General features: G+C 58.7%; 8 protein-coding genes and 1 pseudogene. 5 read left to right on the top strand and 4 right to left on the bottom strand.

All coding sequences use genetic code 11. From position 1 onward, the window contains the following. Positions 1–119 precede the first annotated feature (119 nt). On the top strand, positions 120–1511 hold the full coding sequence (locus VG146_22310; GenBank protein ID HEV2395094.1) for a hypothetical protein: 1392 nt from the start codon (positions 120–122) through the stop codon (positions 1509–1511). Between the two features lie 105 nt (positions 1512–1616). On the opposite strand, the gene VG146_22315 is transcribed toward VG146_22310, so the two are convergent. Together VG146_22315 and VG146_22320 are read right to left on the bottom strand one after the other, a co-directional pair. Continuing rightward, positions 1617–3302 carry a hypothetical protein gene (locus tag VG146_22315; GenBank protein ID HEV2395095.1) on the bottom strand — a complete coding sequence of 562 codons (1686 nt, stop codon included), beginning with the start codon at positions 3300–3302 and terminating at the stop codon, positions 1617–1619. Between the two features lie 300 nt (positions 3303–3602). After that, positions 3603–3878: pseudogene (locus VG146_22320) on the bottom strand (DNA methyltransferase). A gap of 126 nt (positions 3879–4004) precedes the next feature. Here VG146_22320 and VG146_22325 point away from each other — a divergent pair. The 3 genes from VG146_22325 to VG146_22335 are packed head-to-tail and all read left to right on the top strand — an operon-like array spanning position 4005 to position 11143. Continuing rightward, positions 4005–5342 carry a Gfo/Idh/MocA family oxidoreductase gene (locus VG146_22325; GenBank protein HEV2395096.1) on the top strand — a complete coding sequence of 446 codons (1338 nt, stop codon included), beginning with the start codon at positions 4005–4007 and terminating at the stop codon, positions 5340–5342. A gap of 32 nt (positions 5343–5374) precedes the next feature. Beyond that, positions 5375–8968 (top strand): FG-GAP-like repeat-containing protein, encoded by a 3594-nt coding sequence (locus tag VG146_22330; GenBank protein HEV2395097.1) that lies wholly within the window; start codon positions 5375–5377, stop codon positions 8966–8968. Positions 8969–8974: 6 nt separating this feature from the next. After that, the gene (locus tag VG146_22335; GenBank protein HEV2395098.1) at positions 8975–11143 is read left to right on the top strand and encodes a prolyl oligopeptidase family serine peptidase; all 2169 of its coding nucleotides are present in this window, start codon (positions 8975–8977) and stop codon (positions 11141–11143) included. A gap of 8 nt (positions 11144–11151) precedes the next feature. On the opposite strand, the gene VG146_22340 is transcribed toward VG146_22335, so the two are convergent. After that, positions 11152–12327: an aminotransferase class I/II-fold pyridoxal phosphate-dependent enzyme gene (locus tag VG146_22340; protein HEV2395099.1), complete on the bottom strand. Its 1176-nt coding sequence runs from the start codon at positions 12325–12327 to the stop codon at positions 11152–11154. Then, positions 12302–12781, bottom strand: a complete 480-nt coding sequence (locus VG146_22345; protein ID HEV2395100.1) for an Lrp/AsnC family transcriptional regulator — start codon at positions 12779–12781, stop codon at positions 12302–12304. Before VG146_22345 ends, VG146_22340 begins: the two co-directional genes overlap by 26 nt. A 173-nt stretch (positions 12782–12954) precedes the next feature. On the opposite strand from VG146_22345, the gene VG146_22350 reads away from it, so the two are divergent. Then, a complete protein-coding gene (locus VG146_22350) occupies positions 12955–13326 on the top strand; it encodes a cupin domain-containing protein (GenBank protein ID HEV2395101.1) in 372 nt (123 codons plus the stop codon). Positions 13327–13779: the final 453 nt, after the last annotated feature.

Genomic DNA, 13779 nt, shown 5'->3' on the forward strand with positions numbered 1-13779 from the left:
AACCACAACTCGTCGTCCGTTCACTGCGCCGTTCATGTTCCCGATTTGTTTGTAAGCTGTTTCCAGTTTTTGTGCTCTGGAGCTTTTGTTCCTCCAGTTTGCCGGCTGGGCAGCCCCTCTTGTTGCATCCAGAAAACGGCCACTATTTCCTGTTTCGCGGCAAACCAGCGCTCTTCATTACTTCCGGCGAACATTACGGAGCGGTGTTGAATCGGGATTTTAATTATGTGAGCTACCTCGATACGCTGGCGAGAGCGGGTTTGAACGGCACACGCACCTGGACGGGAGTCTATTGCGAGTCGCCCGCAGCTTTCAACATCACCAGCAACACCCTGGCGCCGGCGCCTGGGCGCCTGATCTGTCCCTGGGCGCGGAGCGAGCAACCGGGCTGCGGCTGCGGCGGCAATAAGTTTGATTTGAATAGGTGGGACCCTGCTTATGTTGCACGTCTGAAGGACTTCCTGTCGAAGGCAAGCCGCAAAGGCATCATTGTCGAGCTAAACCTTTTCTGCCCGTTTTACGACGAGAGCATGTGGTTGCTCAGCCCGATGAACGGGGCCAACAACATCAACGGCCTGGGAAAGCTGGCCCGCACGAATGTTTATACGCTCGATAGAAACGGCGGTCTGCTGGCGGTTCAGGAGGCATTGGCACGCAAGCTCGTGACTGAGCTGAAGAACTTCGACAATCTCTATTATGAAATCTGCAATGAACCCTATTTCGGCGGGGTCACCATCGAGTGGCAACGCCATATCGCGGATGTAATCTTTGCAACCGAGACTCCTTTCGGCGCGCATCACCTCATCTCCCAAAATATCGCCAATGAAAAGGCCCCAGTGCAAGACCCGCATCCGGCGGTTTCCATTTTCAATTTTCACTATGCCACTCCGCCGGACACGGTTGCGATGAACTTTGGTTTGAATCGGGTAATTGGCGACAACGAAACCGGCTTTCGCGGGACCAACGACGCCCCTTATCGAATGGAGGCATGGGATTTCATCATCGCCGGCGGGGGTCTGTTCAATAACCTGGACTATTCGTTCACTGTCGGGCACGAAGACGGCACGTTTGGTGTTCCAGCCGGACAACCCGGCGGCGGAAACCCTGGACTGCGCCGCCAGATTGGATTTCTTAGAGAATTCATCAATGGGTTCGATTTTGTGCATATGCGGCCAGGGGACGAGGGTGTCAATGGGAACTTGCCGCCGGGCACAACCGTTCGGGCGCTCGTCAAACCCGGGGAGGAGTACATTCTATACGTGCGCAGTGGTATTGGCGGGAAAAGCGATCAAAGGCAGGCGAAATTCCGGGAAGGCGAACTCGCGCTGCAGCTCAAACTGCCCTCGGGCAAGTTCACCGCGCAGTGGTTTAATACCCGAATGGCTAAGTTGGTGTCGCGCGAGCGGTTCGAGCACCAAGGTGGAGTCCGTACGATTAAGGTCCCTGCTTTTGACCAGGACATCGTCCTTGCGGTGCGCAGAGCGGCACTACCAATGGAAAAACACAAGTGACCCGCTAAACTGGGGCGCGCTCGGCGGCCAATCCTCAGGCCTACCCACCAGACCCACCATATTTATTGTGTAACTTGTTCAATCCAAACAGGCATCTCGTTCTTATCACCCGCCGCCCAACCGGTCACGATAACCCTGCAAATCAGCATCCGTGACCTCCTTGGGAGGGACGAGGAGATAGTGCTTCTCTGAAGCTATTGTGGCCCCATTCGCACCCGTCTCAAACTCGAAAAGCGCGATGACTCCGCCCTCGATGAACTGGGCGGCTATGGGCCGGCAAACCAAAAGAGGAAACTTCGTCGCACAAACCGCGAAGTCCTGCTCTATCTGCACAATATTGAGCTTATCTTTCCCGCCTTTGGCTTGGATTGGGAAGGCATAGTGCGCCCCTTTTTTATCCACTCCCACATAGATCTCATCGGTCTCCACTTGGCCCATGTCCGGAACTGTTGTTCGAAGGTGGTTCTGTAGGGAGTAGCACGTAACCCCGGTGAAAATGTCCACCAGCCGATTGTATCTTAGCTTGGCGAGCAGCGCTTGTTCATCGTTAAAAGCATACTTCGCCACGATGCCAGGAGTGGCATCGGGAACCTTGGTAACCGCCATGTGTTCATTCGGTGTTATTGGCGTGCTTTTCACCAGAGCGAAACTGTACCTGCTGCGACCCATTGGACGAATCACCCAAATCTCCTGTTCGCCGGCGAGCGAGGTAATCGAGTTCGGCAGAAGCGCCCGGTAACGAAAACTGTAAACTAAATCCCCCAGATTCTTCGGCAGCTTGACATTGAGCTTCGCCGCGAATGTTTCCATCTCTTGCCGCTCGAAGGGAACCTCCCGCATTCCCTGCTTGTACCTTGAGAAAAAGACCTTCTCGATAATGGCTGAGTAGCGGTTGAGCTTCTTTGTTGATTGCTTAGCGGGTTGTTCTTTCATGGCACTTTTCAACGGCTTGTCATTGACGACCATGCCTGCATCCGGCGGGCGCGGCCACCCATTGATCCTCATCGGACCAGGCCAGCGCAGAATCACGACCTCCTCGCGTAATTGCTCCCGCGTGGCGGTGGCGAGGCGTGTTCTGAAAAGGTCTATGTTAACTACTTCATATCCGACTGACTTCGCCAGATCCGCAAGCAATTGGCCGGTGCGGATCATGACACGCAGGTAGGATGCTTGGTCTCCGACCACATAGGCCAGACGTGCGCCAGGGCGGAGAAGAGGGCGAATGTCCGTCAGGTGACGAAGCATCCCACCGAAGTAGAGTTTAGTGACCCGGGCATAAAGACGCTCAAAACCCGACGTCTTCCCGAGCGCTATCCGGCGATTCTCTATCGCTTCGGCAATCCGTTGAATCTCGTCATGGTTCTCGACAAATCGGTCGTCGGTGTCGCTCTTGTAAACGCTGCGCGTATTCGACCGAACAAGGTTTTGTTTGAGTTGGCGCAGGTCGTCCTTGCTCTTAATGAATCCCAAAACCACAGACTCAAGCCGCGTCGTCCGCGTGTAGTCTTTCTCGTTAGGGTAAGGGGGCGAGGTAATCACCGCATCGATAGACGCAGGTTGCAGGAGGGAAATCAAATCCCTGGCGTCTGCCCGATGTACCACCGACGCCGCGGTGGCTTTGCCGCGTAGGTGGTCCAAGTCGCTCGCGATGGCCTTTACGGCGCGCAACCACGGCCCGACCACCGAAACGTCTGGCTTGGCTGGACCGACCCCTATTTCGGGTCCAAAATGCAGGTTGCTGATGTCATTCACCAGGGTCCTGGCCAGCGCAAGTCGCTCGTGCGCGTCCAAAACCTCTTCCTTGCAATCTTCGAGAGATTCCAATAGCAAGAGGGTCTTATGGAGTGGGAGTGGGCTGATTGAATCTCTAAGGAGCAGCTTCAGAAGCTCGGGACTGAGCGTTTTCAGATTTGCCGGCGCCTGGCGGTTCGCATCAAAGAGGGGCAGGCCGCCTTCGTCCGCCAAGCCCTGCCGATCGAACTTCTCAAGAGTAAGCTTGGCTACGCACGTGGCGTGCCTGAGCAGCGCCCGGGAGTCAACATCCCAGGAAACCTTCGTTTTGCTTGCAAAGGCTGCCATCGGGTTAGGCTCAACACCGCAACTGGAAATGCCCAGTTTCTTGCATTCAACCAGAGTCGTGCCCGTGCCGCAAAACGGATCCAAAACCATGTGGCCAGGATGGATCTCGAACTTGGCGACGTACGCCCTCACAAGGTGCGCCGGAAAGGACAGGACGAACCGGTACCAATCATGGGCGGCGCGATCTTCGATTCGAAGCTTATTGTCTTCGCGCGGTGCCTCAATGGATACGCCCTCGCGTTCCCGCACACCCAACTCGCCTAGGTCCGTCATCGCAGACAGCATCATAGATGAGATTGCAACGCGTATCCAGTCAATTGAGGCATCATGTGGTTCTTCCAATTGCCAATTCCGTTGAAAAACTCTTGAAGAATTGCTTTTACGCCCGGCTCATACCCGGCTAAAACATTTAATATGAAAAAGCCAGCAACTGCCAATGCGCTTCGGATGATCTCGCGACGCAATTTTCTCAAAGCAACCAGTGCCGCCACCGCAGCGCTCGCCACACCATTGTTGCTCCCAGCTTCTGCGCTGGGTCGCGACGGCGCGGTCGCGCCCAATGACCGCATTACCATGGGTTTTATTGGCTTGGGGGGCCAGGGCACCGGGCATCTATTGGGCGGCGGCTGGACTTACGTGCCCGGCGGCTACGTCGCTCGTACAGACGTGCAAGTGCTCGCGGTTTGTGATGTCGATCAGAGGCATCGCGAAAGCGCGCGCGAGCGTTGCAATCAGATGTACGCCCAACGGTTCGGGCAAGCAAACTACGATGGCGTCGAAGCCTACCACGATTTTCGCGAGGTCCTGGCCCGCCCTGATATTGACGCTGTCCTTATTGCTGTGCCGTATCATTGGGCGGCCATCCTGGCCACAATGGCCATGCGCGCCGGCAAGGATGTCTATTGCGAGAAACCCGTTGCCATCACCGTCCGCGAGGGGCGCACGATGGTCGAGACCAGCAAACGCTTTGGACGCATCTATCAGGCCGGCACCCAGCAGCGTTCCGAATATGGCGGCAGGTTCCGCATCGCCTGCGAATTGGTTCGCAATGGCCGGATCGGCCAGCTCAAAGAAGTCTATGCCTACTGCCTGCCCGGCGCGCTGTTCCCATCGGCCTGGATTTCGGACCGCTCGGTGGCGCAGCCGCCGGAGTTGGATTGGGACATGTGGATGGGGCCGCTGCCTTATCGGCCCTACGCAGGTGAGGTCCATCAAACCGTGCCCGGCCTGTTCGTAGGAGATGTCAATTGGGGCCCGCATCATTACGACATCGTCCAGTGGACTGTAAACCCGGACCTCACCGCGCCTATCGAGGCGCATTATGAGAATGGCCAGATTCGTTACCATTACACCAACGGCGTGGTAGTCCGCTCCGAAGGCTACCCCGGCGAACGCATCGGCCCCGATGGTGGGGCGTGCTTCGTCGGGACCGAGGGCCGGATTGCCGTCGATCGCGGCAATCTGGTCTCCTATCCAGCGCGCATTCTTAAAGAGCCGTTGCGCCCCGACGACAGCCGGGTCTATCAAGCCAACAGCCATTCCGGCAATTTCCTCGAATGCATTCGCACCCGGCGGTTAACTATTTGTGACCCGGACACTGCCCTTTATTCGATGAACGCCCTGCTCACGGGCGGCATCGCCCTCGGGCTGCGCCGCGCCGTCAAATGGGACCCGGTGCGCCTTGACTTCCCTGGCGATGAGGAGGCGAACCGGCTGCTTTCGTACGCGGCCCGGCCACCGTGGAGGGTATGATTCCTATGAACCTTTGCTTAACACCCCGTGCAATGAAAACAATTCTGATAGTCCGAATCCTGCTGGCCTGCCTGCTCGCCGGGGCTGCCACAAACCTGCGCGCCGCTGAAGAACAGGACCTGATTGCTACGCTCCAATCTGCAGCAGCCCCGTCACAGAAATGGCAGGCGTGCCAGCAACTGCGAGTAATGGGAACCGCCAAAGCCGTGCCCGCGTTGTCGGCTCTGCTCACAGATGAGAAGTTGTCCCAGGCCGCGCGCTTCGTTCTGGAAGCTTTGCCGAGCCCGGAAGCAGATGCCGCGCTCCGCGATGCGCTGGGCCGAACTTCTGGCCGGCTCAAAGCCGGTGTCGTCGATTCAATCGGTTGGCGCGGTCAATCGGCATCGGTGCCGTTGCTCACGCCGCTTCTGTCGGATTCCAATCCGGACATTGCGTCGGCTGCCGCAGAAGCGCTGGGCCGGATTGGCGGCCCGGACGCGCTGGCCGCACTCTCTACCGCGCGCGAACACGCGTCTCCCGCTGCGCTGCCTGCGCTGCTCGAGAGCCTCCTCAAGTCCGCCGAACGCCTGGCAGCCGCGAACGACACCGCCAACGCGCTCGCGGTTTATCAGGAATTGTTCAACTCAAAATACCCGGTGCAAGTCCGCACCTCAGCTTGGCGTGGCGTGGTGTTAGCGGATGCACAGCACCGAACCGAACTCGTCCTCAAGGCACTCGGAGGCGCAGACCGCCCGGTGCAGATGGTTGCCCTCAAGCTGCTGCGCCAATCGCGCGACAGGCAGCTCATCGAAGCGTGCGCGGCTCAATGGGCCTCCTTCTCACCGGAATCGCAGTTGGCCGTCCTGGATGCCCAAATGAAACTCGGCGCCGCGGCCCTCCCCCTCGCGCGCCTTGCCAGCCAAAGCAGCGACCTTCGCCTCCGGATAGCTGGACTGCAGGGGCTTGGTGAATTGAGTGATCTCCCGTCCATCCCTTCACTTGCCAAGGCGGCAGCCCAGGGCGAGCCCTCCGAACGCGACGCCGCCCGGGATGGCCTCGAACGCCTGCGCGGTCCGGGCGCGAGCCAGGCATTGCTCGCCCGGGTTGAGGACGCAGCCACGCCCGAGAAAACCGAGTTGCTCCGCGCCTTGGGTCAACGCGGCGATCCCTCGGCGGTCGGTGTCCTGCTACAAAACGCCTCCTCTGCTGAGCAGCCGGTGCGCCTGGCGGCCCTGGATGCCCTGAGCACGCTGGCGCCGCCCGAGGCTGCCCCGCGCCTGCTCGAAATGGCCGCCAAATCTAAATCCGACGATGACCGCGGTCCCGTCCTCAAGGCGCTCTATGCTATTTGTGAGGCCAGTCCCAACAAGGAGGAGTCAAGCGATAAAATCGTCGAGGCGCTTGGACGTTTCCCGCTCGCAGAGAGGGGTCCACTGCTGCCGATCCTGGCCGAGCTTGGCACGCCTGAGGCCCTCGCCGCCGCACAGGCCGCCAGTCGCGATGCGGACCCCGAGCTGGCCAGGGAGGGCCTCCGCGTGCTTGCCCAATGGCCCAATGCCGCCCCTGCAGGTTTGCTCCTCGAAATCTCCCGCGCGAGCACTGATCCCACGTTGCAAACGCTGGCCCTGCGAGGGGCCATCCAGGTCGCCGGCCAGGAACCCGACCCGGCGAAGCGCCTTGCCTTGCTCGAACAAGCCATGGCAAGCGCGAGCCGGTTGGACGAAAAAAAGCAGGCCCTTGGTGAGCTTGGCCAGATACCAACACCCGAAGCTCTCGATATAGCCCTCAAGAGCCTCACCATTCCGGGCCTCACGGACGAAGCGGCCCTCGCCTCATTGGGCATTGCCGAGAAATTGGCTCGCGCCAATCCTACCCTCGCCCAGGAAGCAGCAACCCAAGTGCTCGCTCGGGTGAAGGAGGGCGATATCGCCCGGCGTGCCTGGGCGTTGCGCCGAAAGCCCAGGGCCCGCGCGCCTTTCATTCGGGACTGGCTGGTTTCCGGTCCTTACCGTCAGGCGGGAGTTGTCGGCGCGACGGCCATTTTCGACATTGCATTTCCTCCAGAGAACCCTGGTTCCAAAGTTGAGTGGAAGACCGTGCCTCCCGAGGATCACGTGAGCCTTGCGACCCTTTTCCCCGAGCAGCAAAACTGCGCTGCCTATTTGCGGACGCGCCTCATCGCCCCGCAGGATTGCCAGGGCCTGCTGCTGGTTGGCAGCGACGACGGCGTGAAGGCTTGGTTGAACGGAAAAGTGGTGCACAGCAATAATGTGGACCGTGGCGAAGTCACCGACCAGGACACTGCGCCCATCAGCCTCAAAAAGGGCGCCAATGAACTCATGCTCAAAATCACCCAGGGCGGCGGCGGTTGGTCGGCCGTTGCCAGAATCGTCGGCACTGATTTCAAACCAATCCGCGGTCTGCGTGTCGAATGCCCACAAGGCGACGGCCCGGCCGGGCAAGCTGCAATTGTGCCCAAGCCCGCCGAGCTGCCCGGGCGCAGTCCCTTCAGAAGGGTGTGCCTCTCAAACCAGTTTTATGCGGAAGGCGCATCTTATGGCGATTTTAATCGCGACGGCCATATAGATATTGTGGCCGGCCCATTCTGGTTTGAAGGGCCGGATTTCAAAAAGCGCCACGAATATCGCCCGGCGAAAGCTTTCGATCCAAAAGGGTATTCGGACAACTTCCTGACTTTCACAGGTGACTTCAACGGGGACGGCTGGCCTGACATCCTCTGCATCCCATTCCCGGGCGCAGAAGGCTTTTGGTATGAGAACCCCGCCGGAAAAGAGGGGGCATGGAAGAAGCATCTGGCCTATCCCAAAATCGGCGACGAATCGCCGACCTGGGGTGACATCAATGGAGATGGCCACCCTGAATTGATTTTCTGCATCGACGGCTATCTCGGCTATGCCGGCCCTGACCGGACCAACCCGGATGCGCCTTGGGTGTTTCATCCCATCTCAACCAAAGAAAACCGCTATCAGAAGTTCACACACGGCCTTGGGTTCGGTGACATCAATGGCGACAAGCGCGTGGACATTATCGAAGCCGCCGGCTGGTGGGAGCAACCTGCTAAGCTGGCGCCCGACCAGCCTTGGATTTTTCATCCCTTCCACTTTGCCGATGCCGGCGCGCAGATGATGGTCTATGACGTGAATGGCGACGGCCTGGCCGACATTATCACCGCCTGGCATTGCCATCATTACGGGCTTGTCTGGTGGCAGCAGATCAAGGGCGCCGACGGCCAGCCCGACTGGAAGGAACATATCATCCTCCCGCCTAACCCGGATGTGACCACAACCGATTTTCGCGTCAGCCAAATGCACGCCATGGCCCTGGCGGATATGAACGGCGACGGTCTCATGGACATTGTGACCGGCAAACGTTTCTGGGCTCACGGGCCCAACGGCGACAAAGAACCCGCCGCACCCGCAGTGCTCTTCTGGATGGAACTGCGGCGCGATGGCAAAGGCGGCGCCAGCTTCATTCCCCACCTGATTGACGACGACAGCGGCGTGGGAACTCAGGTAATTGCCGCCGACCTCAACGGCGATGGCCGGCCCGATGTGCTCGTCGCCAATAAGAAAGGCATCTTCATCCATTTCAACGAGATGACCGCCGGGCCGCGCCGCGCCTTTTAACACTGTATGCGACATCTTCACACCCTCGCAATGCTCCTGGCAGCGTTGGCGGCTGCGGTACCTCTGGCTGGCGCGCAATCCACCGATGCGCGGCCATCGCCGTTGACATATCCGCCGGCCCAGCGCGACTCGACCATCGATAACTATTTCGGCATCCAGGTGCCTGCCCCCTACCAGTGGATGGAGAACCTCGACAGCCCGGCTGTGCAGCAATGGGTCCAGGCCGAGAACGCCCTCACGTTTTCTTACCTGGAAAAAATCCCGGTCCGGGGCTGGATTAAAGATAGGCTGACGGCCCTGTGGAATTATCCGAGGGAGAGCACCCCCGAGCTGGTGGAAGGCGGGCGTATTTTCTTCGGCAAGAACTCCGGCCTGCAAAACCAATCTGTGGTTTACGTTCAGGACTCGCCCACAGGCACAGCCCGCGAATTGCTCGACCCCAACAGCCTCTCTCCCGATGGCTCAGTTGCGCTTCTTGGCTACGAACCCTCGCCGCATGGATTGTATCTGGCCTACAACCTTTCCCAAGGCGGCTCGGACTGGCTCACCGTCCATGTCCGCGACGTGGCCACCGGCAAGGACCTTTCCGACACCGTCCGCTGGGTGAAGTTCTCAGGCATTGCCTGGACGGAGGATGGCAAGGGCTTTTTCTATTCACGCTACCCCGAGCCGCCCTCGGGCAAGGCCATCAGCCAGCAGGTCATCAACCAGAAGCTTTATTACCACCGCCTTGGAACTGAGCAGAGCGCCGACGCGCTTATCTATGCTCGACCGGACCTGCCGGCGTGGATCATCAACGGCAGCGTGACCGAGGATGGCCGTTACCTCTTCGTCTATCTTCAAAACGGCACAGCGCCCCAGAATGAACTCTTCTACCTTGACCTGGGCGACCCGCTGAAACCCTCGATCGCCGGCGTGCCCCAGCCGCTCTATACCAGGAACGACGCCGAATATATCGTGGCGGGGCATGCCGGCAAAACACTGTTCATCCAGACCACGCTCGACGCACCCCGGCGCCGCATTGTAGCGGCAAACCTCGATCAGCCCGACCCGGCGCACTGGCGCGTTTTGGTGCCGGAGGGCGAAGGTGTCATCCAGGGCTCAATGATGGCCGGCGGCCGGCTCCTGGTGGATTACCAGGTCGTCGCCAAAAGCCGGCTCGCCCTCTTCTCGACGGATGGACAACCGCAGGGGGAACTCGGCCTGCCGGCGCTTGGCTCGGTCAGCGGGATGTCCTCCCGCAATGATTCTGAAACCGTTTATTACGGCTTCACCTCGTTCCTGTATCCCGAATCGGTGTACCGTCACGACCTCAAGGAGGCCACGACGCGCGTGTTCTTCAAACCCGATGTCCACTTCGACCCGGCTCCATACGACCTTCAGCAGGTCTTCTATCCGTCCAAGGACGGCACGAAGATTCCGATGTTTATCGTCGCCAGGCACAACGTGAAGCTTGATGGCAGCAACCCAACCATCCTGTATGGCTATGGCGGTTTCGACATTACCATCACCCCTCGGTTCAACCCGATGCTGCCGGTTTGGCTCGAACTGGGGGGCGTCTATGCCGTCGCCAATCTGCGCGGGGGCGGCACCTATGGCGAAACGTGGCATGAGGCCGGCATGCTGGGCCGCAAACAAAATGTGTTTGATGATTTTGCCTGGGGAGCTAAATACCTGATCGCCCAAAAATTCACCTCCTCCCGGCGACTGGGCATCCAGGGCTACTCGAATGGCGGCTTATTGGTAGGCGCCAGCATCACCGAACACCCGGACCTGTTCGGGTCCGCCTACGCCGGAGCGGGCGTCCTGGATATGCTGCGCTATCAAAGGTTCTCCGGTGGGGCGCTCTGGGCTCCGGAATACGGGACCTCCGACCAGGAACAGGCCTTTCACTGGCTGAATGCCTACTCGCCCCTGGCGAACCTCAAGAAAGGCGCCTGCTACCCACCAACCATCATCACGACGGCAGACCACGATGATCGTGTTGTGCCGAGCCATTCCTATAAATTTGCCGCCGCGCTCCAGCGCGACCAGGGCTGCCCCAACCCGGTGCTTATCCGGGTTGAAACCAAAACCAGCCACGGCTACATGCCCACAGATAAACGCATCGCCCAGACCGCTGACATTTGGGCTTTCCAGGCATACAACCTTGGCATCCAAAGGCCGCCTAAGTAATCCTGCTCCTACTTCGTTTCCATGAAGCGCTTTATCCGCTTCATGGCTTCTTTGATGTTATCCATGCTGGTGGCATAGGCGCACCGGACAAAGCCCTCGCCGCATGCTCCAAAAGCCGTGCCGGGGACCACCGCAACGCGTTCCTGGTGGAGCAGATTCAACGCGAATTCGCGCGAGGAAAGCCCGAACCGGGCCACGCTCGGGAAGGCATAAAAGGCCCCTAGCGGACGGTGGCATTCCAACCCAAGCTCGGAAAACGCACTGACGATAAAGTTTCGGCGCCGCCGGTATTCATTTAACATTTCGGCGACATCGGTTTCCGGGCGCGCGAGGGCCTCGATGGCGGCCTTTTGGCTTAAGGACGAGGCGCAGAGCATGGTGTATTGGTGAATTTTCATCATGGCCTCGATCAGCTCGGCGGGCCCGCATGCATAACCAAGCCGAAAGCCGGTCATGGCCCATGCTTTCGAAAAGCCGTGAAGAAGAATCGTGCGCTCGCGCAGGCCAGGAAGGCTCACGAGACTGGTATGAGGGCTATCATAGGTCAGTTCGCCATAAATCTCATCGCTGATGACAATCAAATCCCGCTCACGCGCAAAGGCGGCGATTGCCCCGAGATCGCTTCGCTCCATGACCGCCCCAGTAGGGTTATTTGGGAAATTGAGCATGAGCACCTTGGTGCGCGGGGTTGCCGCCGCTTCGAGCATCGCGCGAGTGAGGCGGAAGGCGTCCTGTGGCCGTGTTTCCACGGCGATGGGCACGCCTTGAGCCAGCAGGATCGTCGCCCGATACGAGACGTAACAGGGCTCATGATAAAGGACTTCATCCCCTGGATTGAGCAGGGCGCGCAAGGCCAGGTCCAGCGCCTCGCTGACCCCGACGGTAATGAGCACTTCGACTTGAGGGTCATACTCGGCGTTAAAGACCTTGGCGACATATCGAGCCAGGGCGCGGCGCAGTTCGAGATAGCCGAGGTTGCTGGTGTAATGCGTCGCTCCGCGTTCGAGGGCGAATACGGTGGACTCACGGACATGCCAGGGGGTGTCAAAATCAGGTTCGCCGATGCCCAGGCTGATGACGTCTTTCATCGAGGTGACGATGTCGAAGAAATCGCGAATACCCGAGCGCGGGAGATCGCGCACGGTGACGTTGAGGCGATTACGGAGAGACGCTGAGGCGTTCATCGAGGTTTTCGTGCTGCATTAACACGCCCAGACGTTTGTAGGTCTTGAGCATGAAATGGGTTGAGGTGGACAAAACGCCCTCCAGCGGTGAAAGCCGTTCGCTGACGAACGCCGCCACCTCGCGCAATGTGCGGCCTTCGACGAACAACAGGAGATCATAGGTTCCGCTCATCAAGTAGGCCGACCTGACCTCCGGGAACCGGCCGATTCGCTGCGCGATGGTGTCAAAACCCCCTTCGCGCTGGGGGGTCACTTTGACTTCGATGACGGCAGTAACCTTGTCCAGGTCCAGGCGGTCTTCGTTCAGAACGGCCTGGTAACCGCGGATGACGCCGCGCTTTTCGTAATCGGCAATGCGCTTCTCGATTTCGGCCACTGGCACCCCGAGCATGCGCGCGATATTCTCGCGCGATTCCAGGGCGTTGGTCTGTAAGATTCGTAACAGTTCATCCATAGGCCACCTCGCGTAAAGTGGCGGGAAGATAATGAACGGGCGATTAGGGGTCGAGCCGAAAAGAGGCGGAAAGTTGCACCTAGAAAAATGCAGGCAGAAAGATTGCGGCAGAAAGATGAGATTCTTTGACGTGCATCAAGGCCGGCCCGATCTTCAGCGGGTAATTTATGCCCATGAACGAGCAACCATTGATTGATGCAAGTCGGGAGAAAATTCTCTCTCTTGCCGCCGAAACCCAGTTTGCGCCCAACGGCATTGTGAGCCGGACCTTGCTGCGCGCGGCCAATTGCCGTCTTGTGCTGTTTGGGTTCGCCGAAGGACAGGAACTGACCGAGCACACCTCAACCCAACATGCGGTAATCCAGATTCTATCCGGAGAATGCGAATTCTCCCTCGCTGGAAAAACCATTCAGGTGAAAGCCGGTGACGTGATATATATGCCGCCGAACCTTCCTCACGCTGTCAGGGCCACCAAACAGTTCTCGATGCTGTTGACCCTTTCCAAACCTGAGAAAACATTAGCCGGAATCCCTGAAATCAAATAATGGTGGGCCCAGAGGGATTTGAACCCCCGACCAAGCGATTGTGAGGTTTAATCCGTCGTGTTAGCAACTATTCACAACTCTTCACATTAGTCCTCTGAACACCCTGCTTTTACTGGGGTATTTTGATTTCGCCGTATGAACAGTAGCGATCAGGATGGGAGCCTTCAGAACCCAAAAAAGGGTACAGAAAGGGTACAGACAAAACTGGGGAAAACCCACGTCGACTATTGGCGTTCAAAGCTGCGCAAGCGGTCTTTTGTCGGACGTGATGGCAATCCCGCTGAAGTTCCGGACTGGCAGGTTCGGATTAAACACTAGCGAGGCAGAGCCTCAGACCGACGAGATGTAGTTAAAGTTCGAATGGTTCCGGTCGGTGCAGGCGCGACACCCGGAGGTGCCGGCATTTTAGCCTCAACAAGGAGGCGGTTTCTCCGTATAGGAGTAACAAACGCC

It is taken from the genome of Verrucomicrobiia bacterium, assembly GCA_035946615.1.
In the GTDB taxonomy this organism is placed as follows: Bacteria; Verrucomicrobiota; Verrucomicrobiia; order Limisphaerales; family UBA8199; genus DASYZB01.